The organism is Pseudomonas kilonensis (genome assembly GCF_001269885.1).
Lineage (GTDB): Bacteria > Pseudomonadota > Gammaproteobacteria > Pseudomonadales > Pseudomonadaceae > Aquipseudomonas > Aquipseudomonas kilonensis.
In genome coordinates this window covers 128,919-154,759 of record NZ_LHVH01000019.1, presented here as the reverse complement: position 1 = coordinate 154,759, position 25,841 = coordinate 128,919, and the positions used below count along the sequence as shown (strand labels likewise).

General features: G+C 59.5%; 17 protein-coding genes. 12 read left to right on the top strand and 5 right to left on the bottom strand.

Annotated elements, in window-relative coordinates:
* Positions 1-7: 7 nt before the first annotated feature.
* The 3 genes from AD662_RS13090 (at position 8) to AD662_RS13080 (ending at position 6,514) form a co-directional block, all read left to right on the top strand.
* The gene (locus AD662_RS13090) at positions 8-1,063 is read left to right on the top strand and encodes a hypothetical protein (RefSeq protein ID WP_053187779.1); all 1,056 of its coding nucleotides are present in this window, start codon (positions 8-10) and stop codon (positions 1,061-1,063) included.
* Between the two features lie 278 nt (positions 1,064-1,341).
* The gene (locus AD662_RS13085; protein WP_053187776.1) at positions 1,342-5,520 is read left to right on the top strand and encodes a DUF5801 repeats-in-toxin domain-containing protein; all 4,179 of its coding nucleotides are present in this window, start codon (positions 1,342-1,344) and stop codon (positions 5,518-5,520) included.
* A 634-nt stretch (positions 5,521-6,154) separates the two neighbouring features.
* Positions 6,155-6,514, top strand: coding sequence for a DUF6124 family protein (locus AD662_RS13080; RefSeq protein ID WP_053187773.1), 360 nt, complete (start codon positions 6,155-6,157; stop codon positions 6,512-6,514).
* A 725-nt stretch (positions 6,515-7,239) separates the two neighbouring features.
* Here AD662_RS13080 and AD662_RS13075 read toward each other — a convergent pair.
* The 5 genes from AD662_RS13075 to AD662_RS13055 all read right to left on the bottom strand — a co-directional run bounded on the left by AD662_RS13075 (position 7,240) and on the right by AD662_RS13055 (position 13,965).
* Positions 7,240-7,959, bottom strand: coding sequence for a response regulator transcription factor (locus AD662_RS13075; RefSeq protein ID WP_053187769.1), 720 nt, complete (start codon positions 7,957-7,959; stop codon positions 7,240-7,242).
* 445 nt (positions 7,960-8,404) lie between these two features.
* The gene (locus AD662_RS13070; protein WP_053187766.1) at positions 8,405-9,778 is read right to left on the bottom strand and encodes a TolC family outer membrane protein; all 1,374 of its coding nucleotides are present in this window, start codon (positions 9,776-9,778) and stop codon (positions 8,405-8,407) included.
* A gap of 2 nt (positions 9,779-9,780) precedes the next feature.
* Entirely contained in the window at positions 9,781-11,106 is a 1,326-nt protein-coding gene (locus tag AD662_RS13065) for an HlyD family type I secretion periplasmic adaptor subunit (protein ID WP_174553535.1), read from the bottom strand.
* Positions 11,075-12,859 (bottom strand): type I secretion system permease/ATPase, encoded by a 1,785-nt coding sequence (locus AD662_RS13060; protein ID WP_053187764.1) that lies wholly within the window; start codon positions 12,857-12,859, stop codon positions 11,075-11,077. The genes AD662_RS13065 and AD662_RS13060 overlap by 32 nt, the downstream gene beginning before the upstream one ends.
* A 509-nt stretch (positions 12,860-13,368) precedes the next feature.
* Positions 13,369-13,965 (bottom strand): TetR/AcrR family transcriptional regulator, encoded by a 597-nt coding sequence (locus tag AD662_RS13055; protein WP_024619328.1) that lies wholly within the window; start codon positions 13,963-13,965, stop codon positions 13,369-13,371.
* Between the two features lie 511 nt (positions 13,966-14,476).
* Here AD662_RS13055 and AD662_RS13050 point away from each other — a divergent pair.
* The 9 genes from AD662_RS13050 (at position 14,477) to napE (ending at position 25,830) form a co-directional block, all read left to right on the top strand.
* On the top strand, positions 14,477-15,490 hold the full coding sequence (locus AD662_RS13050) for an SDR family oxidoreductase (RefSeq protein WP_014338495.1): 1,014 nt from the start codon (positions 14,477-14,479) through the stop codon (positions 15,488-15,490).
* Between the two features lie 81 nt (positions 15,491-15,571).
* Entirely contained in the window at positions 15,572-17,092 is a 1,521-nt protein-coding gene (locus AD662_RS13045; RefSeq protein WP_018603842.1) for a class I adenylate-forming enzyme family protein, read from the top strand.
* Positions 17,082-17,693 carry an HAD-IB family hydrolase gene (locus AD662_RS13040; protein WP_053187761.1) on the top strand — a complete coding sequence of 204 codons (612 nt, stop codon included), beginning with the start codon at positions 17,082-17,084 and terminating at the stop codon, positions 17,691-17,693. Before AD662_RS13045 ends, AD662_RS13040 begins: the two co-directional genes overlap by 11 nt.
* Positions 17,694-17,696: 3 nt before the next feature.
* A complete protein-coding gene (locus AD662_RS13035) occupies positions 17,697-19,460 on the top strand; it encodes an FAD-dependent monooxygenase (protein WP_053187758.1) in 1,764 nt (587 codons plus the stop codon).
* A 118-nt stretch (positions 19,461-19,578) separates the two neighbouring features.
* Entirely contained in the window at positions 19,579-20,679 is a 1,101-nt protein-coding gene (locus tag AD662_RS13030) for a phosphopantetheine-binding protein (RefSeq protein WP_053187755.1), read from the top strand.
* A 78-nt stretch (positions 20,680-20,757) separates the two neighbouring features.
* Positions 20,758-24,177 (top strand): polyketide synthase family protein, encoded by a 3,420-nt coding sequence (locus tag AD662_RS13025; protein WP_053187752.1) that lies wholly within the window; start codon positions 20,758-20,760, stop codon positions 24,175-24,177.
* Between the two features lie 57 nt (positions 24,178-24,234).
* On the top strand, positions 24,235-24,705 hold the full coding sequence (locus AD662_RS13020; RefSeq protein ID WP_053187749.1) for an SRPBCC family protein: 471 nt from the start codon (positions 24,235-24,237) through the stop codon (positions 24,703-24,705).
* 85 nt (positions 24,706-24,790) lie between these two features.
* Entirely contained in the window at positions 24,791-25,489 is a 699-nt protein-coding gene (locus AD662_RS13015; protein WP_018603830.1) for an outer membrane protein, read from the top strand.
* A gap of 173 nt (positions 25,490-25,662) precedes the next feature.
* Positions 25,663-25,830, top strand: coding sequence for a periplasmic nitrate reductase, NapE protein (gene napE / locus AD662_RS13010; RefSeq protein WP_014338488.1), 168 nt, complete (start codon positions 25,663-25,665; stop codon positions 25,828-25,830).
* Positions 25,831-25,841 lie beyond the last annotated feature (11 nt).

The window sequence follows — 25,841 nt, the reverse complement described above, 5'->3', positions numbered from 1 at the left end:
AGAGCCTATGCCCGTTCCCCTTCAGATCCCCGCACACCCCGGGGAAAGCCTGCGCCCCAGCACCCTGGTCGCCGAGGACCTGCTGAACCCTCGCGGCCTCTGCCTGCAAGCCGACGGCAGCCTGCTGCTCACCGAAGCAGGCTCGGGGTTGCCCGACCAACCCTTCAGCGGCCGTATCAGTCGACTGCGACCGGATCCGCAGCGGCCCGGTGCCTACCTGCCCCGCGAAACCCTGGCGCAAGGGTTTCGCGCCATGAACATGCAGGCGCGCATGCTGCGTGATGAAATCATGGGGGTGTCGGACATCGCCTGCGGTGACGGACGCTGCCTGGTCAGCCAGACCGATTATGTCGCCGGTTCCAAACTGCTGGACCTGCAATTCACACCGCCCGAACCGGTCTTTCATAGCCGTGGCAACCTGAATGCGCTGTGCTACCACCCGACCCGCGGCAGTTGGCTGGCCGTCAAACCCGATACTAATCAGTTGGTGGAGTTCGTCACAGGCCAGGAAGAGCGCGTGCTGGCCCAACTGCCCGAACTGGATCAAGGCCAGGAAGCCGTTCCCGTGACCCTGGTGTACGAACCGGCGACAGACGCCGTGCTGATCAGCCTGTTCTCGGGCGAACTGCACGGCGACCCGAACCGCAAGGGCATCGACTTTGCCGAGAAGGCCGGCCAGGTGATCCGGGTCTGGCCCGCCAGTGCCAGGATCGACATCCTGATTTGCGGCCTGCAACTGCCCACCGGGCTGGCGCTGCGCCCCAACGGCCAACTGCTGGTGCTGGAACTCTGCGAGCGCCTGCAACAACCGCTACTCCCCGACTGGAACGGCGAACCCCTGCATGGCGGCTTTACCCGGTTCAGTGGGCGACTGCTGAGCTGCGACTTGCAAACCGCCCAGGTCACGGTGCTCGCCCGCGACCTGGATACCCCTTCCAACCTGTGCCTGTTACCGGACGCGGTACTGGTCAGCGAAGGCATGGGGCTGGTCGGGCGGCCACTGCCCACGGCAGATGAAGGCGTGGTGCCGTTAAGTGGCAGACTTCGTCGGGTGCAACTCTGACAGCAACACCGGCAGGGAGCATAGCCCGGCCGGTTACCCACGGGTCGTCCTGACTTCGTGGGGAATGCTGTGTGGGATATCGGTCATGATCGTTCTACTGCGTGAGCGGGCAGACGAGACATTCGCCGGCTCACTCCCGTTGCCGGTACACGGCATAGGCCGAAACTCCCACCCCGCCTGGGAGTATCAGCCGATACGCAATCACTCCAGGCTTCCCCATAGTTGCGCTCATAAGGTCAACGGTCAGGCCTCGATGACCGCATGCTCTGGAGAAAGTCATGACTATTCGCGAGCAAGACTCAGCGCTGCTGAGCGATCCGGCCTCGCTATTCACTGCAACCGCCAGCACCGGCCTGGGGGTCGTGGCAACCGGCGTCAACGTAACGCTGGATGAAACCGCCAATTTGCAGAACGGCACCGCCACGCCGAGCCCTGGGACAGACGCGGATGACAACGACATTCTGGTCGCGTCCCTCCCCACGGCCTTCGCCAGTCGCCTGACCGCCCTTGGCACCGGGACCGCAACGGGAGCGGCCTTGAGCGGCTATACCGGTGCCGTGGGCAACACCGGCAGCGATGCGTTCACGGTCAATGCCGCGCCTGGGGCAAGCATTACCAATATCAGCTTCGTCGGCAGCACCGGTGCGCCGCTCGACGGTGTCGACAGCGGGCTGGATACGCTCAATGGCACCAGCATCCTTCTGTACACGGACACCAACGACAATATCGTCCTCGGTCGGGCCGGCGGGCCTGCCGGTGCAATCGTTTTTGCCGCCTACATTGAAGCAACCGCCACCGGCGGCAAGATCTGGACCGTGCTCTACGAACCGCTCCAGCAACCCCTCAATACCAACCCCGACGATGCCGTCAACCTGCTGGACAAAGTCTTCATCGGCGCGAGCCAGGACCTGGAGTTCAGCCTGGCCGGCGTACCCTCAGGTCAAAACCTTTTCATGATGTTCACGAGGGCGAACCCGACAACTGAAACGGTCAATGGTGTCGTGCGGGTCACCGATCCCACCATCATCGCCACCGGTAAGGACCCCGCAGACCAGTCAAGCGGCGCCAATATAAACACTGGCGACACAATCATCACCAGCCAGGCGGCTAACCCGACCACTTTCGGCACCAACAACCAAATGATTACGGAACAGGAGGGCATCCGCTTTTCGTTCGTCACGGGAGCCCGGCTGGATGTGACCATTCCCAATCTGGATCCGAACGAAGCAGATGTTGAAGCCAACATCGACTTTACCGACGTCTTCAATGCGAAGATGGCCAGTTTCGACGTCGTGCAACTGCAAGGCGGCAAGAGTGCCGTCGTAACAATCAGCGCATTCAGCACTGGCGCTGAACCTGGCGTGAACTTCATCAACGGCTATGCGGGCGATACGCCGATTGCCATCACCCATGTTCGCGTATTCAACATCAGCACCGGTTTGGTGATCGAAAATTCAGACGGTTCAATAAATGATCCGGCCATTACAATCAGTTTTACTGCTGCCGGGGTTGCAACCGTCACTGGCGTTAAAGCCGGCTACCAGATTGAATACACCACAACGGTGGATCACAACCGCGTGCTCGTCCAGAACGGAGCGGCTGTCGACGCTAAGGGCAATGAGCATGCCGACTTTGACATCGGCGGCTTCACGCTGGTCCAGGCATCCGTTGCCAAGACCGAGATCGGCTCCCAGATGGTCTTCGAAGACGATGGGCCGAGCATCAGCACCACCGGCACCGAGCCAACCCTGACCGTGGACGAGACGCTACTGGGCACCAACGCCACGCAGAACTTCGCCGCCAACTTCGTCTCCGCGTACGGCGCCGACGGTGCCGGCACGTTGATCTACACCCTCGGCGTGGTGGCCGGTGCTTCCGGGCTGACCGACACGGCCACGGGCGAGGTGGTCAACCTCTCGCTCAACGGCACAACGGTAGAAGGCCGCACAGCTACCACCGATCTGTTGGTATTCACGGTCAGCGTCGCCACGAATGGCGATGTCACCCTCGACCAGGTCCGCGCCGTGGTGCACCCCGACACCACCAATCCCGACGACGCCCAGGGCCTGACTTCGGACAATCTGGTCACGCTGACCGCGACCAAGACCGACAGGGACGGCGACAGCGTCCAGGCGACACTCAACATCGGCCAGAACCTGGTCTTCGAGGATGATGGGCCGAGCATTAGCACCACCGGCACCGAGCCCACGCTGACAGTGGACGAAACGCTACTGGGCACCAACGCCACGCAGAACTTCGCCGCCAACTTCACCTCCGCCTATGGCGCCGACGGTGCCGGCACACTGACCTATGCCCTCGACACGGTGGCCGGCGCTTCCGGGTTGACCGACACGGCCACGGGTGAGCTGGTCAACCTCTCGCTCAGCGGCACCACGGTAGAAGGTCGCACGGCCACCACCAACTTCTTGGTGTTCACCGTCAGCGTCGCCACCAATGGCGATGTCACCCTCGACCAGATCCGCGCCGTGGTGCACCCCAACACCACCAATCCTGACGACGCCAAGAGCCTGACCTTGGACAACCTGGTCACGCTGACCGCGACCAAGACCGACAAGGACGGCGACAGCCTCCAGGCCACCCTCAACATCGGCCAGAACCTGGTCTTCGAGGATGACGGGCCGAGCATCAGCACCACCGGCACCGAGCCAACGCTGACGGTGGACGAAACGGTATTGGCGACCAACGCCATGCAAAACTTCGCCGCCAACTTCGTCTCCGCCTACGGCTCCGATGATGCCGGCACGCTGACCTACAGCCTCGGCGTGGTGGGCGGCGCGTCCGGGCTCATCGACACGGCCACCGGCGAGGCCGTCAACCTCTCGTCCAACGGCACAACGGTAGAAGGTCGCACGGCCACCACCAATCTGCTGGTGTTCACCGTCAGCGTCGCCACCAATGGCGATGTCACCCTCGACCAGATCCGGGCGCTGGTGCATCCCGACGCTACCAATCCCGATGATGCCAAGAGCCTGGCGGACAACCTGATCACGCTGATCGCGACCAAGACCGACAAGGACGGCGACAGCCTCCAGGCGACGCTCAACATCGGCCAGAACCTGGTGTTCGAGGATGACGGCCCTGCCGTCGCGTTCGGCAACCTGATCGGTACCGGCAGCGTCCTGGCGCAATATGGATTCTGGGATAAATCGGTCGGAGCCGATGGGCTGGGTGCGACCGGCCTGGATATCTCGTTGGTCAATGGCCAGTTCACCCTGGTCAGGCCCGACGACACGACCACGACCGGGACCGGTACGCTCACCGAACAGGCGCCCTCGCCGGACGGCGACGGTGCGTATCATTTTGCCGGGACACTGACCGGCGACTTCGACAACAACGCCGCCACCGCCAATACCAGCGTCGACTACACGCTGACCGCCTACGCCAATGGCAGCTATGCCCTGGACCTGGTGCAAGGCTTCAGTTCGACCATCGTGCGCAGCAGTGCCGACGGTTCCCTCGATGCCGGCGGCCCTGATCCGGTGCGTACCTTGTTGATCCCTGAGACCAACAATCCGGCCATCCCTTCGGCGTCCGAAGAAATCGTGTTCTTCTCCGCGAAGGCACTCGCCTCAACCACGGATATCCTCGCCGGCATCGGACTCGGCGCCCCCGACCCTACCGAGGCCACGCTGCAAACCACGCCCCTGCCGTCCTACATCGATCCAACAGCCATGAACGTCAGCACGTCCGGTATCGGGGTCGGCAACAACCTGCTGCAAGGGGACAACCTGGCGGCAATCGGCGCTGCCGATGAAAGCTTCGTCATCAACCCGGAAAGCCTGGTGACGGGCATGAAAATCTTCATCGACAACTCGGTGGCCGGCTACAACACCGCGACCGAAGACCTGTACTTCCGGATCTACTACGAAGACGGCACGTTCTCCAACCTCACCGAGGTCAACACCCTGACGCCCGAGGCTGGGGGCCAAGTGTCCTTCGAGGTCGAGCGCGAGGGCACGGCGATGATCGATGCCGTTCAGCTCACGATGGGCCGTGGCGCGATCAAGATTCCGGTCATCCAGTTCATCCAGGAAACCGAGAACCTGGCCAGCGATGTGAAACTGTCGTTCAACGCAACGCTGACAGACAAGGACGGAGACAGCGCGACGAGTGCATTCGACGCCAACCTGTTCGCCAACAACACAGCCGACGCGCTGTTCGACTACACGCTGTTGGGCACGGACGGCGAGCGAGATGCCTTCAACATCGACCTGACATTCACCGAGAACCAGTACCAGGTCACGGGCTTTGATGTGAGCCAAAACCTGCGGGACACCCTGGTGCTCAATGGTGACCAGGGCGCCGTTGTCCAATCGATCGATAACGCCGGCGCAGACAGCATCGTGACGGTCGCCGAGACGGGCGGGCAAATCACCACCATCACGCTGGTGGGTGTCGATCTGCTGAGTAGCGACGTGGTCTTTGGCAACGCCTGAAGCATCGCGTGCGGGAAAGATGCGAGGATGGCCTGGAAACCATCCTCGCATCGCTTTTTATGCCTTCCCTGATCACGACGAAATCCAGCTCACCCTCATTGGTTTTTGGGTTGGATGCGAACTCCATGTTCTTTCCTGTGGGAGCGAGCTTGTTCGCGATAGCGGTGGATCAGTTGGCATCACCGCTGGATCTGCCGCGGTCATCGCGAGCAAGCTTTGCTCCCACAGGTTGGGTCCACGACACGGGTGTTAACACCCCGCTCCCTTTAACAGCAGGCATCGAGCCTTACAGACAAATACCCAGCAACAAGGAGTGCTAGTCCTGAGGCTACGTCGTCTTGCGCCTTTGCCTACAACTAAGCCAGAATCCGCCCGCTTGTGCGCTTTGGGGGCGGACTCTATCGTTACCTGGTCGCTGACGAATCAGCGGTCGGGTTTAGCGACCCGAACCATAGGCACATAAGCAACCATGCTTCATTGCGGGATCTAACCGCAATTACGTTATGGCGGCTGTATGTAGGAGACCTTCGGGTCTACCGGGTGCCTATGTCCGGTTCGCTAACCTGCGTGCAGTCGCCACCATTCTGTTTAGCGACAGGTCTTGGCGGCTCCCATTCCCCATAGGAGCATCACTATGTTCAAAGCCACACCCAATCCACCGGAATCAGACCCCACCTCTTCCTACTCCAGCCTCGATCCGGAAAAATTCCACGAAGCCACCGAGCGGGCGCTCGATTATTACTTGAAGCCGGAACAGGCCAAACCCAAGAAAGACCGGCCAGCGGCTCAGCTCTTCACTGTCGTCGATGACATCGACACTGAAAGCCTGCTCGCCAACCTCAGCGAAAACCTGGCCTCGGCCAACGCCATGATCAGCGACTTGGCGTTCGACCTCGAGGGTTCTCGCCGGCATGTTGCGATGGGTATCCTGCAAGTGATTGAGGTGAGTGAGCTGCTGGCGAATCGGGCGCTGGATATCGCCGATCCACGTTAACAACTCGCCCCAAACCGAAAGGGCTGGCTGGCACTTGTAAATGCCTCGACTACAAGGCCGCCAGCTCGCCCCATGCAAACTGACCCGGAGCTGTGCCGAACACAAGTTTTTTACCCTCTGAAGATCCAGTGTGGGAGCGGGCTTGCTCGCGAAAGCGGTGGGTCAGTTTGCATCAATGGTGCATGTGCAGCCGTCTTCGCGGGCAAGCCCGCTCCCACAATTGGATCGGAGTATGACTGGAGAGCTAGGTCGGCTATCAGGCCGCCTCGCGAGCAAGCTTTGCTCCCACAGATCTGACGGGTGTACGACCAGAAGAACCAGGTCGGCTACTAGGCCGCCTCGCGGGCAAGCTTTGCTCCCACAGATCTGAGGGGTGTACGACCGGGAGAGCCAGGTCGGCTACTAGGCCGCCTCGCGGTGGACGTTGATCTCGGCGCCCCGTTAACCACGCTGGCCGAACGCAGGTATTGCGCAGTGGGCAACCCGGCATGGATGCCGGGTTAGCCGCGCTGGGCCATGGATGGCCCTTCGCGGCGGGCCCACGGAGCAATGCCGGAGTGAGGGCACACCGAGCCTAGGCGAGGTGCCGAGTGGTGGGGCAATGCGTTTTGCTTACTTTTGCGCTTCTCAAAAGTGAGCCGCCGTCAGGGCGGAACCCTAAGCAGCCGTTACCGCAGCAATGGATATGTACTCAATCAACAAAATCCTAGCCAGTTCCAACAAGGTCAATCCAACTCCACCCAAGTAGACTCCGGCGGCTCTTCACTGTTGGTAAGCCCATGCTTGAGCGCATACATCAACAAATCGATACGGTTGATGAGATCAAGCTTCTGATAAATATTACTCAGATGGTTGTGCACCGTGTGCTCGCTGATACCCAGGCGCTCAGCAATGCTGATGTATTTGGCAGACGGATCCCCCACGATGGCACGAATCAGTTCCTTCTCGCGCAACGTCAACCGAGCCTGTTTCGCCTGCTCCAGATTGCACTGGGTGGTTGTGTGACCGATGGCAGCATAGCCGGAAAGCCCACCGGCCCAGGCCCTGTCCAGCCCAATATCGCGATGATGCACCTTGACGATGGCCTGGATGATCGACTCCGTCGGGTCTTCGGCCAATACGATACCGCGTGCACCCGCCTCGATCGCCTGGGCAACAGGAACGGCCTCATACAACCCCTTGAGCACCAGCACTTTCATCTGCGTGCTGCGGGTCAGCCCGGCGACAACTTCCAGCGGGTTCAACGCATCGGGAAAGAAACTGAAAAAAATCACGTTGGGCCGCAACTGATCGGCAAGGTCCAGTGCATGGGTATAGGTCGAAGCCTGACCACTCACTTCCATCTGCGGCTTTCTGGCGTTGATCAAGTCATGAAGCCCCCGGAGAACGAGGGGGCGACAATCGATCAACATCACGCGGATTGGTGCTCTATGATCCGGTCTCATATCGCTAACCCCCTCGCAAGGCAAACCAGGATGTCCACTGGATGTTCTGGTGGGGGTAGCGTGCATTTCAAGAAGCCGGGAGAAACCATCGAGACAACCTGAATAGGAATAATTATCAACATCTTACACATGATAATGTGCCCCTTTCGAGCTCGTAGGCTGAGTCTAGGCCAGCCCGGCGCGTCACTGGCGGCCCATCAGCCAGCCGTCGACCGAGGCTTGGCACCGAACCGTCTGCCCAACCTTTCCGAAAGGTGAAAAAAACTCGCTAAATCAGCTCGTTAAGCCAAGAGCGAGGAATTGGCAGCCTGTATGAGGCCGAGGGAAAATCGTCAATTAATCGACGAGCGGCATGCACTTACAGCTCTTAATAAATATGAAGTCAATATATCGTCAAAAATCTGCCCCGAATCAGCCAACGGAATGTCGCATGGGCCTATTCCGATCAGCGAAAGTCCTGGCCAACGCTGCCGGAACTTAACCAGCTATTTAAATTCTCGATACCCTCGGCCGGTGGTTTCCCCGCCCAGCGGTTCAGAATCAGCACGTTGCTGAGAAAGTCGTATTGGGTTTTAAGCAGGTCACGTCGAGCGCGGTATTCATTGCGTACGCTGGCCAGGACATCGACAGAATTGACCATCCCGTAGCTCAACGCTTTCTCGGCGGCCACCCTGGATAACTGTGCCGACTCCAGCGCCAGCCGGTTCGCGCCGATTTTTTCGCCATTGGAATTGGCGGTCAGGTAGGCGTTGGTGATCTCCTTGACCACCCGGCGCCGGGTTGCTTCGAACTGCTGCTCGGCGACCACTTGATCCTGGTAGAGCCCACGGACCCGTGCCGAGGTCGAGCCGCCGCTGTACAGCGGTACCTGGACGCCTATCCCAGCGACATAACTGTCGGTGCGGGGGGCCAGGGAGTTGTTGTAGCCCTCATTGGTCTGTTGTGCACTCAGGTTCAGGCTCAGGGTCGGATAGTGCCCGCCCTTGCCGCTGCGCAATGCCGCGCCCGCCGCCTCGACGGCGCTCTCGTTGGCCTTGAGCGCCGGGTTGAATGCCATGCCATCGCGAACCCAGGTCTCGAGACTGTGTGCCGAGACGTGCAGCTCAAGGTCGTCACGAATCCGGTTGAGTCGTTCCTTGACCGGCCGCCCGACGATCTCAGCCAGCGCCTCACGACTGAGGCTGGCCTGATTGCGGGCACCCAGCTCCTGGGCCGAAAGCAGGTCTACCCGGGCCTTGAGATCGAGCTGATCGGTGATCAATGCCAACTGTTTTTCATACAACGCATTGATCCGGTCCAGACTCCTCTGGGTGGTACGACGCTCCGCCCGCACCAACTGCAGCTCATCCTCGGCCGCCAGTGCCGTGAAGTAACGCAGGGCCAGTTCCACCGAGGCTTCGGCCTGGGTTTCCAGGGCCTGGGATTCGGACTGCCGGGCCAGGCTCTTGAACTTCTGATAGTTCTCCCACGCAGCTTTGTTGTAGAGGTACTGACGCAGCACCAGGCCATAGCTTTCGCTGTCGAAACTGCGCTGCACCAGGTCGCTTTCCTGGTGAATCCGGTTAGACCCGGCGTTGAACGATAATTGCGGCAAGAGCGCGCCCATGGCCTCGCGCTCATGCTCCTGACCTGCCTGCGCTTGCGCATAGGACGCCAGTATCTGCGGGTCCTCCAGCCGTGCCTCGCGATACAACTGCATGAGGTCGGTGGAGAACGTCGAGGCATTGATTCCGGTGGGCGCTTCAGCCTCGGCCTGCGCCAGGGCGGCACCCGCTGCAAGTATCAAGACACTGCCGAGTAAAGCTGTCGACGCGACCATGGTCATTCCTCGATCATCGATTGAGAAAGCGCATTGCGAGCCGGTTGCATCAGATACTGCAGCAGCGTGCGTTGCCCGGTGATAATCAAAACGTCCGCCGGCATGCCCGGCAACAATTTGCGCTCACCCAAGGTGCGTGCCCCCGCGTCTGTCACCCGCACCCGCGCCAGGTAATAGGCCGTCCCAGTCTTTTCGTTGGTCATCCGGTCGGCAGACACGCTGCTGACCTGGCCTTCAATCACTGGCGTGGTGTCGCTATTGAATGCGCCGAAGCGGATATCGGCACGCTTGCCGATGGCGATGCGATCGATGTCCACCGGCGCCACCTGCGCCTCGATGATCAGGTCGGACACCGAGGGCACGATATCGAGCAATGGCGTCGCCGGGCGCACGATCCCGCCAATGGTGTGCACCGTCATGTCGATCACCATGCCCGCGTCGGGCGCCCGGATGACGACACGAGCGAGCCGGTCTTCCAGCGCCGAGGTTTTCTCCTGCAAGTCGTAGATCCGGGTCTGGACCTCGGCCAGTTGCTTGGCGACGTCAGCATTGAAGTCCTTGTCGACTTGCAGGATCTGCAGCTGTGTTTCGTTGATCTGCAGGCGAGTCCGGTCAATCGCGGAGCGGTGATCGACAACTTCTGAACGCAGCAGTCCCAACTTGCGCTCCTGTTCGAGCAGACGCTGCTTGTCAACGAACCCTTGCTTGAGGAGGTCGGCCAACTCACCGATTTCGCCACTGTAGGATTTCTCCAGATGGACCTTGGAACCGACCATCGATTCCAGTCCCTTGATCTGCTGGCGGAACTGGCCAATACGCTCGCGCAGCACCGCGATCTGGCCCAGTCGTGAACCTTGTCGAGCGCTGAATACCCGGGTCTCGCCCTGGCGCGCCTCCACACCCCGCACACTGTCGGGCTCGGCAATGTCTCCAAAACCGATCATCGGCAAACTGTCGCGCTCGGCCACAAGTCTCGCCTCCATGGCCCTGGCCGCAATCAGTTGGCCTCGAGCCATCTCGTATTCAGAGCGCAGTTGGGCGTCATCCAGAATGATCAGCGGATCATCACGCTTGACGATGTCGCCATCATGGGCAAGCAGCGCTTTGACGATGCCGCCTTCAAGGTGCTGGACGGTTTTCCGATAAGCCTGCACGGTGACCACGCCTGGGGCATAAGCGGCACCGTCGAGGGGGGCGACGGCCGCCCAGGTGCCGAACAGGCCGAAGATCACTGCGATGATGACAACGCCCAGGCGACGAATTTTGCGATCGGATGTTGGCAGGTCGGCGAAGCTCTCAATTTGACGACTGGGCACCATAGGGTTCATCAGGATCACCCTTGCCGGCAACGACCGAAGCCGTGCCGGTGCTTGCGGGCACGGCTGGCGTCTGTGCCTGCTGTCGCTGCGCGTTAAGTTCGGCCAGGACATGCTCCCGTGGCCCGTAGAGACTGATAGCCCCAGCGTTCATCACCATGAGCCGGTCAAGCTGCGACACGATGTTGGTCCGATGAGTAATGACAAACAGCGTCGCGCCGGTCTGCCTCAACTGCTGGAGCGCTGCCGCGAGGGCGCGGTCACCGACGTCGTCAAGATTGGAATTGGGCTCGTCGAGAACGATCAAGCGTGGGCTGCCATACAGGGCCCGGGCCAGTCCGATGCGCTGGCGCTGCCCTGCCGAAAGCATGAAGCCCTCGCCGCCGATGACGGTGTCGTAGCCATCGGGCAACTGCAGGATCATCTCGTGAACCCCAGCGGTCCTGGCCGCCTGGATCACCTTCACCGAATCGACCTCGGCGAAGCGAGCGATGTTTTCACCGATGGTGCCTTCGAACAATTCAATGTCCTGGGGCAAATAACCGATGTAAGGCCCAAGCTCGTGCTTGTCCCAAGCGCTGATGTCGGCGCCATCAAGCCGAACCACCCCGTGCTGCGGGACCCAGACGCCCAGCAACGCCCTGGCCAATGTCGACTTTCCCGCCGCGCTGGGACCGATGATGCCCACCATGCAGCCGGCAGGTGCGCTGAAGCTGATGTTCTTGAGGATCGGGGTCCTGGAACCGGGGGCCGCGACAATCAAGTTCTCGACCTGCACATGCCCTTGGGGCGCCGGCAAAGACATGCGCTCGGGTTGCGCTTGCTGCTTATCGAGGATGTCGTTCAAGCGGTTGTATTGAGAGCGAGCGGCGATAAACCCCTTCCAGCTACCAATGATCAGGTCGATGGGCGCCAGCGCACGTCCCAGCAATATGGACCCGGCGAACACCAGGCCGGCCCCGACCTGATTGTCCACGGCCAGATAGGCCCCTAAACCCAGCACCAGCGATTGCACAAGGATACGGAACGTGCGCGACAGCGTGCTGATGATCGCCCCGCTGTCACTCGCCGCCGATTGCAGCAACAGCACGTTGCGTTGCCGCCGGCCCCAACGATCCATCAGGGTTTCCAGCATGCCCATGGACTCGATGACTTCGGCGTTGCGCAGGTTCTTGGTGGTGTAGAGCGTCGCACCGATGTGCTCTTTGTTGGCCTCAGCCAGCGCCGGCCCCGTGAGTCGTTCGTTGACGAAGGCGAGCGCGAGCAACAACAGCGCGCTGGCCGTCGCCACCCAACCAAACCAGGGATGGAACAGGAACATCACGGCGATATAGATCGGCAACCAGGGCGCGTCGAAAAACGCGAACAAGCCGTTGCCGGAGAGAAACTGCCGCAAGCCCGTCAAGTCATTGAGCGACTGGGCCGAAGCATCCATGCCGCCACTTTCCAGGGCCCGTTTGAAGCTGGCCCGGTAGACCTGGCGACTGAGCAGCACATCCAGCCGGGTACTGACCCGAACCATGACGCGCGAACGGATCCATTCCAGCGAGCCGAGGGTCACCAGCAATGCGGTCGTGATCAGCGTCAGCATGGTCAGGGTCGTGAGACTTCCGCTGGTGATCACTCGCCCATAGACCTGGAGCATGTAAAACGTGGGGACGAGCATCAGCGCATTAATGAAAAAGCTGAAAAAACCGACAGAAATGAAGCTGTCCCGGCAGGCTTTCAGTGCTTTTTTCAAGCTGTTTTCAGGTGCGCTTCGCATTGAACCCCCCTGCTCGGGTGACCCTCCTCTGGAGCTTAGATCATGCCGGACAACGGCGTGTAGCAATTGGCCAGATTGTTTTCTGTCAGGCGGCACAGACGCCTACAGGGTAAGAAACAGTACCTAGGTCCAGCCCCGGGATTGATCCCGCTGGCGGGCGCAGATGAACAACGGGTGTTCACGACCTGGCTCAAAACCCAACCGGGCAAGTTCTATCGTCCTCAGTAGGGTTTTCAAATCGAATCCGAGCAGTTAAAAAATCAGGCTTGGTCCTAACCCAACATCGCTGCCGGCTGGACCACCGCAATCGCGAGCAGGCTCGCTCCCACAGGGGATCTGGGGTGTTTATGAACGTTGCATTCAGCGCTGGACCATTGTGGGAGCGAGCTTGCTCGCGATGACGGTTGTACGGTCAATATCGATTCATCGGACCGTCGATCCAGGCAGCGGTATTAGCGAACCAGATGCTGGACACCCGTCGCGGGCCTATCAGCAAGGAGAGCGGAGGACTACAGGGGTTCTGCAGTCTGGATGAGCGAGTTCAACACCAGCTTGATTTCAACAGCCGGGTCTTTATGCCCTTGCAATATCAGGCCTTCCGCCAGGGCGGTGAAGGTCTTGGCAAGCGCGGCGTAGGCCAGGGGCGGCTTCTTGCCAGCATGATTGAATATGATGGTAATCAACTTGCCCAAGGCCTCGCTGTTTTCCTCATGCAAGTCGTAGTAATGCGGTGAGAACTCTTCATCGCGCAGGGCGATCAATTGCAACTCGGCATCGAGGATCGCACAGCGGGTATTGTTCTTCAGCGTATCGATATAGGTATTCAAGCCGTGGCTCAACTGCTCCGCCGAGTATCCCGATGCCAGGGTCGTACTCAATCGGTCGATCTCAACTCGCTTGAAGCGTTGAGTCAATTGCAGCAGCAAGTCCGATTTACTTGAAAAATTTGAAAAAAAGGCGCCTTTGGAAAAGCCGGCCTCCTCGGCAATAACGTTGACGCTGGCGGCATGAAAGCCTCTTCGGATCATCAGCTCAGTGGCTGTGTCGAACAATCTGTCTCTTGTTACTTGCTGGCTCTCTTCTCGACCTAGTCTCTTTTTAATCACGCCCTCGGCTCCTTTGGCCAAACAAAATATCTACGTGTAACTGGATGCAACGAATCGACGCCTCACTGTACGGAACCCGTTCTCGCCATCATATCTTATACGCGCCTTGTTCAATCATTTACATTTTAACTTTCAAAAACCGCCATGTATGTGCCATGTAGTTGGAGCAACCGGCAGGGCACGCTAGATGAGCCGGTGGCCACAGTTTTTGCCGGTGTACAGGCGAATTGAAATTTTCGTTTGCCCCCACTCGATAAGTCCCTGACGTGGTGTCGGGCGACTCAAACCGGATATTTTTCTGTCCGACACCCCACGCTGGAACGTGAAAAAACGGGCATGAAGCCCGGTTCAGAGCGATCAGCTCATCAATCCGACGAAATACCACTTGATTTTCAGATACCGGATGGTTTTTACTTGCGCCGTTGGTGGAGCCCAACGCCTGATCAGGGCATCGAGTCAGTGACACGGGTCTCGATGCGATGGCAGGTCACCTCACAGGAGCAGGATTTTAATGGAATATGCCTTCGTTACAGGCGCTACTGGCCTGCTCGGGAATAATGTCGTTCGTGCGCTACTAAAACGAAACATCAAAGTAAAAGCGCTGGTTCGTTCTGTAGAGAAAGCCCGAAAACAGTTCGGCAACCTGCCCGTGGAGTTGGTCGAAGGCGACATGCTCAATGTCGATGCTTTCGCCCATGCCCTGCAAGGGTGTGATGCCCTGTTTCATACGGCCGCCTATTTCCGCGACAGTTACAAAGGCGGGAAACATTGGCAAAAACTGTATGACACCAATGTGACCGGCACCGAGCGCTTGTTGCAAGCCGCTTATGACGCCGGTATCCGTCGTGCAGTCCACACCTCTTCCATTGCCGTGTTGAAGGGCAATCGGGATCAAGTGATCGATGAAACCATGTCTCGCAGTGAGTTGGAGGCTGACGATTACTACTTGAGCAAAATATTGTCCGAACAGAAGGTCCAGCAATTCCTGGCGCAGCACCCGGACATGTTTATCGCCATGGTCCTGCCAGGGTGGATGTTCGGCCCCGGCGATATCGGCCCTACTTCGTCAGGACAGTTCCTGCTCGACTTTGTCGGACAAAAATTGCCCGGCGTACTCCCCGGAAGCTTTTCCGTTGTCGATGCCCGGGACGTCGCCGAGCATCAAATCGCGGCCATCAGTCGCGGCAGGTCCGGAGAACGTTACCTGGCCGCCGGCAATCACATGGACATGAAGAGCATTTTCCAGGCGCTGTCCAGCGTCAGTGGCATAAAAGCCCCAGAGCGAAAAGTGCCTCTGTTCATGCTGCGAATCATCGCGCTTATCTATGAAGGTTACTACCGGATCACCAAAAAACCGGTGCTCATCAGTACCTCCACGGTCAAGCTCATGGAGCAAGAACAAGGCCGTACTCATTTCAGCCATAACAAAAGCTCACGGGAGTTGGAGTGCAAGTTCCGCCCTGTTGCTGAAACCCTGACCGATACCCTGGATTGGTATCGGAATAACAACTACACAGATGCTTAATTGAAACAATTCATATATAGCCTACCTCTGTAGTACTTTTTTTGACTAGCCATACACCCAAGGATTGAGAGAGGTTGGTAAATGAAAAGCCTTTCATATAAAGAAGGTTTTCTGCATCGCTTTGTCGGTTTTTCGGAATCGTTCCCCGAGCAAGTTGCTATTCGGCATCTGGACACGGAAGAAGATACCGTTACTTACCGAGAGTTGCACATCAAGGCTGAACAATGCAATGGCGCTCTTACAGCGCTTGGTGTATTGCCTGGCGACAAAGTAGCGCTGGTGCTGCCCAATGGGGTGGCATTCATCGCTTACTACTTGGCGATCATCGGGCGAGGCGCCATTCCGGTCATCCTCAACTACAAGTTGACCCCCTTCGAAATGGCCAATGTCGTCAGCCTCGCCAGGCCGACGCTCGTGGTCACGACCGAAGCGCTATGGGTGCAACACAGTGAGGTATTCCAGGCTGACAACGGTGTCAGGCACTCCCTGGTGCTGGACGGTGGGAGCGAACCGTCATCGCCCCTGCCCGCCAACGCAACGGCCCTCTCTCAACTGCCTTGCCAGATCGAACCCTTGTTGTTGCCCGAGGGCAATCCGATCGTCTCGGTACAATTCACCTATCGTGGCATCGGTAGACCCCTGGCGGTTTCTCACCGTTATCTGGACCTGACGCAATCGAGCGACGGGCTGCATGAGCACTTTCATCTGCAAGGCGTCGGATCCGTTCATCTGGTGACGCTGCCGTTGTATGCCATCTTCGGCCTCTCCGTGATGATGGTGTTTCCTTTGAGCATTGGCGCCACCCTGCTGATGACCAACACCCTGCTCAATCGAGACCTCGCCGAAGTGCTGTCCGAGCATCAGGTCACCTTCGCCTGCCTGGTGCCCGACGTCATTCGCTACTTCAATACACGCCTGGCCAAGCGCAAAGGCGCGCTGTTGCCGCTGCACCCGCAGCTGATGATTTACTCGGGCGGCAGCCACCTGCCGGCCGATGAAGCCGAGAAGCTGGGGAAACTGCTGGGGTGCAATCCGGTGCTGCAAGGCTATGGGTTGACCGAAAGCATGCCGGTGATCGTCCAGAGCTCGATTGGCACGGTCCACCGTGGCGCCATGGGCCAACCGATCAGCGGTGTGGAGCTGCGAGTCGTCGATGCCCAGGGCCAGGACGTGGCGCCTGGGCGCATCGGCGAATTGCTGATACGCGGCTCGATGGTGATCGACGGCTATAACGATGCCGAGGACACCAATGCGCGGTTCTTCCGCGATGGCTGGTTCCATAGCGGTGACCTGGTCTGGCGGGACGACGACGGGCATGTGTTTTTCTATTGCCAACGCCTGCGAATCTCGAAGATCAAGGCGCAGATGGTCGACCTGGTGGAAATCGAATCCGTCGCGCTCAAGCACCCTGACGTGCTGCGTGCCAAGGCCTATATCGTCCCGGACCACAAGGAAGTCAACGTGCTGCACCTGTGCGTCGAAGGGACCGGCGAGCTGACCCAGAACGCGCTGTCCACCCTGCTTTCGCGCGACCTATCGGGCTTCAAGCTGCCCAAGACCATCGAGATTATTTCTCTCAAGGAAGAGGCACATGCACGCTAACAGCACACAACCGGTCCTGGCCGTTTTCGACTTCGACGGCACATTGACCGACCGGCACACGTTCTGGCGCTACATGCGCTATATCGTGGGCACCCGCTCGTTCTGGCTGCGGATCATTCCCCTGCTGCCCAAGATGCTCAGCGTGATCGTCGGCATCACCCCGCTGATGCAAGCACGGCTGGCCTTCATTGCCTGTTACCTGGGCGGCCTGTCGGTGGAGCAAGAGCGCGAGCATGCCAAGTATTTCATCAGCGAGCTGCTGCCGCTCTGGCTCAGGCCCGAGGCGATGCGGCGGCTGCAATGGCATCAGTCCATGGGGCACGTCACCGCGCTGGTGAGCAATTCGCCGGAAAACTACCTGATCCCCTGGGGCCAGGCGGCGGGTTTTGACTATGTGTGCGGCACCCGCCTGGCCACGGCAAAGAACAAGCTGACCGGCGGAATATCCGGTACCAACTGTGTAGAGCGAGAGAAAGTCACGCGGCTCAAGGGCTGCTTGAGCAACCTTGATGATTTTTACATTTATGCCTACGGCGATTCATCAGGCGACGATGCCCTGCTCGGCATTGCCAACTCTCCCTTCTACAGAAACTGGTACTGATCGATGAACACTCTGAGCACGTTGGCCCCCAAGCATTTCAAGCGACCTGGCAGCGCCCCGACCGTGATGATCGTCGGTGCCGGTCCTGTTGGCCTGTCCCTGGCAATCCTGTTGAAGAAATGGGGCGTGTCGTTCCGCATCATTGAAAGGAACGCCGGCCCCTCGACGGCGACCAAGGCGATGGCCATCCATTCCCGGACCCTGGAAATCTTTCGGGACCTGGGCGTTGCCGAGCAAGCCATCAGCGACGGCTTCACGATCAACCAGTTTTCGGTGCAGTCCAATGCCAAGCGGGTACTGAACTACAACTTCTCCTACCTGGATGCGCCCTATCCCCTGCTCCTGAGCCTGCCACAGCCGCAAACGGAGAAAATTCTCCTGGAGCGGCTCAAGGCGCTGGGTGCCGAGGTGGAGTGGAACACCGAACTGGTGGACATCGAAAACCTGCCGGGTTCGGTGAGCATGACGCTCAAGCATGCCGACGGCACCGACGAACACTTCACCAGTCGTTGGGTGGCCGCGTGCGACGGTGCTCGCAGCAACATCAGAAAACGCCTGGACATGACCTTCGAAGGCTCGTCCTACGACCGCTTCTTCATGCTCGCCGATGCCGATATCGAGTGGTCCGGAAGCAAGGATGAGGGCGCGTTCTTCCTGGGTGCGCAGGACGGTTATGTGGCCGTTGCACCGATCAGTGCTCAATCGCGTTATCGGCTGTTCATCGAAATGCCCTACAACCTGCCGCCAGAAGGCGAGCGCCCATCCTTGAGCCTGGAGAACTTCCAGCGCTTGTGCGAAGGGCGTGGGCAAAAGATGACGCTGTCCAACATTTCATCGACCACCATCGCCTCTTTCCAGCATCGCCGCGTGCAATCGATGCAGCAAGGCTCCGTGTTTCTGCTAGGGGACGCGGCGCATATCGGCAGCCCCATCGGTGGGCAATGGATGAACCTGGGGGTTTCCGAGGCCTACAACCTGGCCTGGAAAATGGCCTATGTCGATCAGGGCCTGGCGAATCCGTCCTTGCTCGACAGCTACAACGAAGAGCGCTACCCGGTTGCCCTGGAAGTCGAGAACACCGCCCACCGGCTGACGGGGCTGATTACAGTCCAGCGTCGCGCCCTGGTGTGGCTGCGCGACAACGTCCTGCCGCTGTTGAGCAACCGTAAAAAGGCCCAGCGCAAACTGCCGTCGATGATTTCCGGTCATCAATATCACTATGAGAAAAGTGACTACATTCAAGAATCGCTGACGAAGAAGCAGCGCAAGAACTGGAGCAAGAAAGGGAAAAAACCCGAGTTCCAGACCGCACCGCCTCGCGCCGGGCAACTGGCGCCCGATGTCGAACTGTGGCAACTGCAAGGGATGCCAACAAAACGCTTGATCGACTTGTTCCACGGGACATTCACGCTGTTGATTTTCAGCGCGGCCGATCAGTTTTCGCCGTTGTTGCCAGGCTACTACACGCTGGCCAAGTCGGTGGAAAAGGACTACCCAGGCATCAAGGCCTACTGCGTGATCGACGCCCTGAGCGGCGCCGGCCTGCCAGCTTGGCACTCGACGTTGCTGGACCCCGATTGGCGGCTGCATAAGCGCTACCACGCCAAGGAAGGCACGATGATGCTGATTCGTCCTGACGGCTATATCGCTTTCCTCGGCGCCGATGCAATAACGCTGATGACATACCTGAACGTAAGGTCCGGGTTGCTCAAAGGCGCCAGAACAACAATATCTTGCGAGACCGAAGCAGTGGAACTCCAACTTTAAGTCGCTCCATGGCTACTGCCAGTTTGATTAATTGATATAAACAAGGCCCCGCCCTGGGCCATGATTTTTGATCTTTCTTACTTAAAGAAATATCGACCGACTTGGTTAGGAGAATCTTATGCGCTTGCAACTTAACGATGTTGTGCAGGAATTCATCGTGTCCAATGGGAAAATAGCCCATAGCTATTTCTCTCTTTCCGAAAAGATCATTGATTCACTGTGCGAATCCAATATCGCCAAAGAATCGATATTACTGCGTCTATTGGAACAGGCCGAAACGGTCACTGCGCATTATTTCAATGCTCATCAACAAGTCCTTGAAGGCGTTTATGCCAATGGGACCGAAGCTGCCGTCAACAAGAGTGTTCCCGTGCTGGAGCCGGTTCATTCGAACCCGACCATACTGGCGCCGACGCCTGTCGTCGAAGCCGCCGCAGCCGTCGAAGAGACAAATGCACTCAGCTACGGGCAATGGTTGCGTGCGGAAATCAGCACGGTCACCGGCTTCCAGGCACAACAGATCGACTTCGATCAGAGCTTCGAGAGCCTGGGGATCGATTCGCTGGGGCTGGTGGATATTTTCGAATCCCTGGCCCAGCACTTCCCGGAAAAGAAAGACCTGACCTCGCAGCTCTTCGACGCCCCTACCCCAACCGCTTTGCTGGCGCGGCTTGAAGCCGATCCGCAGGCGCCAGCGGTGGACGTCCAAGCGTGGGTATTCGAGCAATTGGCGACCATCACCGGCTTTACGGTCGAGCAGATCGACCCGACACAAAGCTATGAAAGCCTGGGCCTGGATTCGCTGGTGCAACTGGACTTCCTGGAGTCGGTAGTCGCCATGTGGCCTCAGCTCAAGGCCCACAGTTCCGAACTGGCCAACGCCAAGTTCCCGCAGGCAACCATCGCCCTGATTCAAGCCGCCCTGGCCGATCCCCAGCCGCAGGCGGTGCCTGGCGACGAGCCTTCACCGGCCACAACGAACACTCAAGGGCAGGAAGAAAACCTGCTGCTCAACGCCCTGTCTCCGTTGATCCCGGACACCGCGCAGTCGATCGACATCCAGACGCCGTTCGCCCAACTGGGTCTCAACGGCTTTGCCCGAGAAGCGCTCTGCCAATCCATGGCGCAACAGTGCTCTGCCAGCGAGTTTGCCGGTGAAGCGCTGATGTCCCGTCGCACGCCGCAAGATGCCCTGTCGTTGCTCGCCAGGCTGAGCTGACCGGTAACGAGCGAAAGGAATGGAATCCGGGTGATCGAACAGGTCACCCAGCTTTTTTGGCGATCAGGGAGACAGGGTATGAGTGGCGCAGTAACAACAACGGGCGATTTTTGCTTCAGCGCGATGGCGGGCGAGTTTCCGGGGGCGTCGTCCACGGATGCGCTTTGGCAGTTGCTCTCGCAAGGGCAGATCGCACCGATCGAATCCATGCCGGCACGCTGGGAACTGGACAAGGCGTCGATCTATTCAAGCACGACCGGGGAAAAGGATCGCATCTACCTGGACAGCGCTTTTTGCCTGACCGACGACGCCTCGACCCCATCACGGCACGAAGGGCGACAGGTCGCCATCGGCAAGAAAGTGCTCCAGGCGCTGCTCACCCAACTCGCTGGACAAGGCTCGGCGCTGAACAGGGAGCGCACCGCGCTGGTGGTCGCGACCTCCTGGAGTGACGAGAGCTATTTCGTCACCGGCATGTCCGGAAAAACCGACGCACCGGCGGGCTTTACACCGGGCGAACAAGTCGCGGAACTGGCGGCGGCCTTTGCCTTGGGCGGGCCGGCGTTATCGGTAGACACCGCGTGCAGCTCGTTCCCCTATGCCCTGGATATGGCCCAGGCGCTGGTCAACAGTGGCCAGGCGGACAACGCGATTGTCATGGCCCTCAACACCGTGCTGCCACCCGCGCTGTTCCTGGGTTTCTCGCAATTGACGGCCTTTTCCGCCCGCGCGCGGATGGAAGCGTTCGGCCAGGACGCCGACGGCATTGTGCCAGGCGAATGTGCGGTGGCCTTTCTGGTCGAACCGGTGGCCCAGGCCCTGACGGCGCAGCGCCGTCCCCTGGGCGTGCTGCGCGCCTTGGGCATGTCCGCCGACGGCGCCGAAGGCTCGGTGTTTGCGCCGGGCAAACAGGCCCAGTACTCAGCCTACCAACGTGCCTATCGCGGCCTTGATCCACGGGACGTGGACTACATCGAGACCCACGGCACCGGTACACCGTTGGGGGACGCAACGGAGCTGGCCTCGCTGAACAGCTTCTTTGCCCCCCATCGTCCGGACGGCAAGAAAATCACCATCGGTTCGATCAAGTCGGTCATCGGTCATCCCCTGGCCGCTGCCGGCGGTGCTTCGCTCGCCAAGGCGTTGATGATACTGCGCCATAAAGGCATTCCACCGCAGCCCGGTTACCGCCCCAGCACGAAGGTCGACGAGACCTGCCTGCGACTCGCCACCCAACAGTTACACCCGCTGGAGGAGCGTCAGTCTGCAATCCGCATTGGCATCTCCAGCTTTGGTTTCGGCGGCGCCAACGCGCACCTGGTGGTGGACGAATACATTCCCGCCGACCGCCCTGCCACGCCCCCGGCGAGCGCCAGTGGCGTGGTAATGCTCGACCTTGCCATTGTCGAGGCCGAAGCAGCGCTGGGCAGCCACCGTTCCTTGCAGTCATTCCAGCAGCAACTCGATCAACCCGCCGCGCCCTCGGTCATGTTCCCCTATGGGCGCTTCGTTGATTACACCCCGGCGCCCGGTCAACCGTTGCTGGGCAAATTCCTCGCGCAAGACCACGTCATCGATATCGATGGCTTTGGCATGGGTCCCAAGCCATTGGCTCATGTCGACCCGTTCAAGCTGTTGATCACCGATCGCGTCAATCATCTGCTGCGACGTTTGCCAGGCGTGGCCGGTTCGCCCGGCACAGCGATGGTCATGTGCTGCAACATGGGTGGCGAGCGCTTCAGCAATGCCTACAGCAGCGCCCACACCTTCTACTCCCGGGCGCAAGGTGCGGCACCGGGCGTCGAGGTGACGGACGTGGCAACCATGCTGCCGAACATGTTGTCCGGCTACCCGGCGCAGATTTTTGACTTCAAGGGTTTCCATCAGACCCTGGTCGGCACGGCGGGACTGTTCTGGCAAACCTTGCTGGCCTCGCCGCAATGGTTCAACGACGGCATCACCACGCTGCTGCTCGGCGCAGGGCGTTTTGTCAGCGGTGAAATCGAGGTCGAGCGCGCCCGGAGCAGCACGATCACGCAAGGTGAAGGACTGGGGCTGATCGCGCTGCGTCGCTATCAACCGGATGCCGCAGACAAACCCTTGCTGGTGATCCGCGCGGCGGTCCTCGCCCACGCTGCCGACTCGTTGGAAGAGGCTTGCCAACGGCTGGGCAAAGCGCCGAGCGACTATGCAGACGTTGAGGTCTGTCAGTTGCAGCCTGCTGCGACACCTGCCAGTGGATCACTGCAGGAGATGACCGGTTTCCTGGCTGAAGCCAGTGGCATCGAGACCCTGTTGGCGGTGATGTTGAAGGGCGCGACCCATTCCGTGATCGAGGTACGCGACGCCGGCAAGACGGTGATGTGGCTGTTTACCGAAAAGCTTCGCCAATGGAGCCCGACGGCGGCCGAGGCCAGCTCGCCCATCAAGCATCCCTTCATGTTGCGCTTTGCCCATTCGTCATCCCACGAACTGCAGCAGGTCATCACGCCTGCCCGACCTGTCAGCCTGGTCCGCGAACCGCAGAACGATGGCGTCGACGTGCAGCAACTCAGCGACTTGCTCACCAGTACCCTGCTCTCCGGGCTGCGGGTGCGGGTTCGCGCCATGGAAGGCCTGTTCGCCCTGCACCGTGGCGACACAACCCAGCGTCCGACGCACTGGCAGCGCAGCGCGAAACATATCGTGATCGCCAACGCCCAGCGCAGCCCACAGTCGCTGCACGCCCAGCTGGTGGTGGATGAAGCGCACCCGTACTTCTTCGATCATCCCCTGGATCACGTCCCGGGCATTTTGCTGCTCGAGGGTGTGCTGCAACTGATCGAACTGGCCATGCCGCCTCTGAGCGGACGAGTCGCCTACATCAAGAGCCTGACGATCAAGTTCCAGCAATACGTGCAGAAGCAGGGCGTGATCGATCTGCATGTCGAGCAAGGCCAGGATCCCCAGGTGTTCAATGCCAAGGTCATGCAAGATGGAAAAGTGATGTGCACCTGCGTCTTGGGGATGGGCTACAGCTCGGCGTTCGAGACATTGCCAGCCAGCGAATTCACCGCCACGCCCTGCCGTAACAAGGCCCTGTTGCACAAGGCCAGGGAGGAGAACGTCATCGTCAGTGAGATGAGCAGCGTCGCCCAGGGCCTGAGCGTGGACACGTTGAAACTGCCGCCGGAACACTTCTTCCACGCAGGTGATCCCGAGCACTATTCGATGGTGTATTTCCTCGAAGTCGCTCGCCAGTGCTACATGCAGATCGCCCACAGCCATCTGCGGATTCCACTCAATACCCCGATGAATCTGCTGGCCTTGAGCTTCACCCTGGATCGCCCCATCCCCAGGAACAGCCCGCTGTCATTGGCGCCGCAAGCCGGCTTTGATGCGGCGCTCCAGGCATTCAAGACCAACCGCATCTATATCGACCTGTTCAACCGGGGCGAAAAAATCGGTCAAGCGAGCATTACCGCTCAGGTGCTGAGTCAATCCGCACCGGCGGCCTGAGCATTGAATGGATCTGCCCTCCAGCATGACCGTGTCCCCCACAACCAAGGTGTCGCCGTGAACGATGTCAAAGTGCAAGTCATAGTCAAATCGCCTCCTTCTGAAATCTGGAAGATCTGGAGCAATTTTGCAGAAGCGCCGTTATGGGATACCGACGTCCGCAAGTGTCAACTCGACGGCCCGTTCCAGGTGGGGACGCGCGGCAAATGTGTGCTCAAGAATGGCTTGAACATGCCACTGAAACTGGAAGCCGTGAGCCTGCACGAAAGCTATCGCAACAGCGCACGGCTGCTGTGGATCGACCTCGAATTCGATCACCAGATGCGCAGGATTTCTCCCGATGAAACCCATGTCATCCATAGCGCGAAGATTTCCGGGCCGTTGAGTTTTCTGTATCGCGGACTGCTGCGCAAAGCGTTGACCGCAGCGATGACCACGGCACTGGACAACCTGTGCACGCTGGCTGAACAACGGGCCATCGGCGCCCCAGGACACGAGAAAACCGCGACGCCTTTGCACCTCGTGTGAATGCCTCCCGGAAGCACGCGTGCAGAACGCGCCTTCCCGGACTCGCTTTGCTTACTTATCGATAACAGCACATTTCGGATCTAGCATGAACGTACAGAAAAACACCCAGTATCTGCTCATGGCAATCGTTGGCCTGGGGGCTATTGCCCCAGCATCGAGTTTCGCCGACAACCTCGGCCCCTATGTCAGTGCCATGGGTGGCGTGAACTGGGTCTCTAATCAGGACCTGACCCAGAACAACAACGAATTCGTCGAGATGGAATACAATCAACCGCTGCACTCGGGCTACGCCACCGGGCTGGCACTGGGCTGGCGGTTCCCGGTCGGGCTGCGGCCCGAGGTCGAGCTGAGCTACCGCCGCAACACCATGGACCAGTTCAATAACCGGATCTACGAGGGCGGCACCAGCATTGAGGGCAAAGGCGAACAGGAAGCCACCAGCCTCATGGCCAACCTCTGGTATGACATCTCGAACCTGCCGGCCCCCTTGAGCCGCTTCACACCTTATGTCGGCGGTGGCCTGGGCTACGCCGTGATGACCATCACAGGCCTGGAAGCGGGCGGCGTCGAGTTCGGCGGCACCCATCGCGACACCGTCACGGCCTGGCAACTCGGCGCCGGCGTCGCTTACGAGCTGAACGAGCATTGGTCCATGTCCCTGGATTATCGCTACTTCAAGACCGGCGAAGCGAACTTCGGCAAGATCCAGGGCCTGCCCCCGGCTGATGTGGAAACCGAATACAATGCCCAGTCCTTGATGGTCGGTTTGCGGTACTGGATGTAAGCGCTGGACGGATCGGCGCCTGGCCTTGGGCAGGCGCCGATCTGCAAGGTGGCGCAGCGAACGGGGACATAGGCCTGCTGTTCGAAATAACCGCTGGTCGGGATGTCCCCCATCGAAGAAGCCCTACAAACTTCGTGGTCTAGTATCAACTCAGGTTCGGCGGGGGATTCCCAATGTCGTTGGCTGAAGAACGCAAACCTGAACGCCGCAAGGAAACCCGGCTGTTCCTTTTCCTTGTCATCTGCCTCTTTCCGTTACTGTCGGTCGCCATCGTCGGCGGCTACGGTTTCCTCGTCTGGTTTTTCCAAATGCTGTACGGCCCACCCGGTCCTCCCAACTAGCGGATGGCGTT

Excerpts from the sequence above, each read along its gene's own strand:
- AD662_RS13090 (WP_053187779.1), top strand. The coding sequence starts at position 8 with ATGCCCGTTCCCCTTCAGATCCCCGCACACCCCGGGGAAAGCCTGCGC.
- AD662_RS13085 (WP_053187776.1), top strand. The coding sequence starts at position 1,342 with ATGACTATTCGCGAGCAAGACTCAGCGCTGCTGAGCGATCCGGCCTCG.
- AD662_RS13080 (WP_053187773.1), top strand. The coding sequence starts at position 6,155 with ATGTTCAAAGCCACACCCAATCCACCGGAATCAGACCCCACCTCTTCC.
- AD662_RS13075 (WP_053187769.1), bottom strand. The coding sequence starts at position 7,959 with ATGAGACCGGATCATAGAGCACCAATCCGCGTGATGTTGATCGATTGT.
- AD662_RS13070 (WP_053187766.1), bottom strand. The coding sequence starts at position 9,778 with ATGGTCGCGTCGACAGCTTTACTCGGCAGTGTCTTGATACTTGCAGCG.
- AD662_RS13065 (WP_174553535.1), bottom strand. The coding sequence starts at position 11,106 with ATGAACCCTATGGTGCCCAGTCGTCAAATTGAGAGCTTCGCCGACCTG.
- AD662_RS13060 (WP_053187764.1), bottom strand. The coding sequence starts at position 12,859 with ATGCGAAGCGCACCTGAAAACAGCTTGAAAAAAGCACTGAAAGCCTGC.
- AD662_RS13050 (WP_014338495.1), top strand. The coding sequence starts at position 14,477 with ATGGAATATGCCTTCGTTACAGGCGCTACTGGCCTGCTCGGGAATAAT.
- AD662_RS13045 (WP_018603842.1), top strand. The coding sequence starts at position 15,572 with ATGAAAAGCCTTTCATATAAAGAAGGTTTTCTGCATCGCTTTGTCGGT.
- AD662_RS13040 (WP_053187761.1), top strand. The coding sequence starts at position 17,082 with ATGCACGCTAACAGCACACAACCGGTCCTGGCCGTTTTCGACTTCGAC.
- AD662_RS13035 (WP_053187758.1), top strand. The coding sequence starts at position 17,697 with ATGAACACTCTGAGCACGTTGGCCCCCAAGCATTTCAAGCGACCTGGC.
- AD662_RS13030 (WP_053187755.1), top strand. The coding sequence starts at position 19,579 with ATGCGCTTGCAACTTAACGATGTTGTGCAGGAATTCATCGTGTCCAAT.
- AD662_RS13025 (WP_053187752.1), top strand. The coding sequence starts at position 20,758 with ATGAGTGGCGCAGTAACAACAACGGGCGATTTTTGCTTCAGCGCGATG.
- AD662_RS13015 (WP_018603830.1), top strand. The coding sequence starts at position 24,791 with ATGAACGTACAGAAAAACACCCAGTATCTGCTCATGGCAATCGTTGGC.
- napE (WP_014338488.1), top strand. The coding sequence starts at position 25,663 with ATGTCGTTGGCTGAAGAACGCAAACCTGAACGCCGCAAGGAAACCCGG.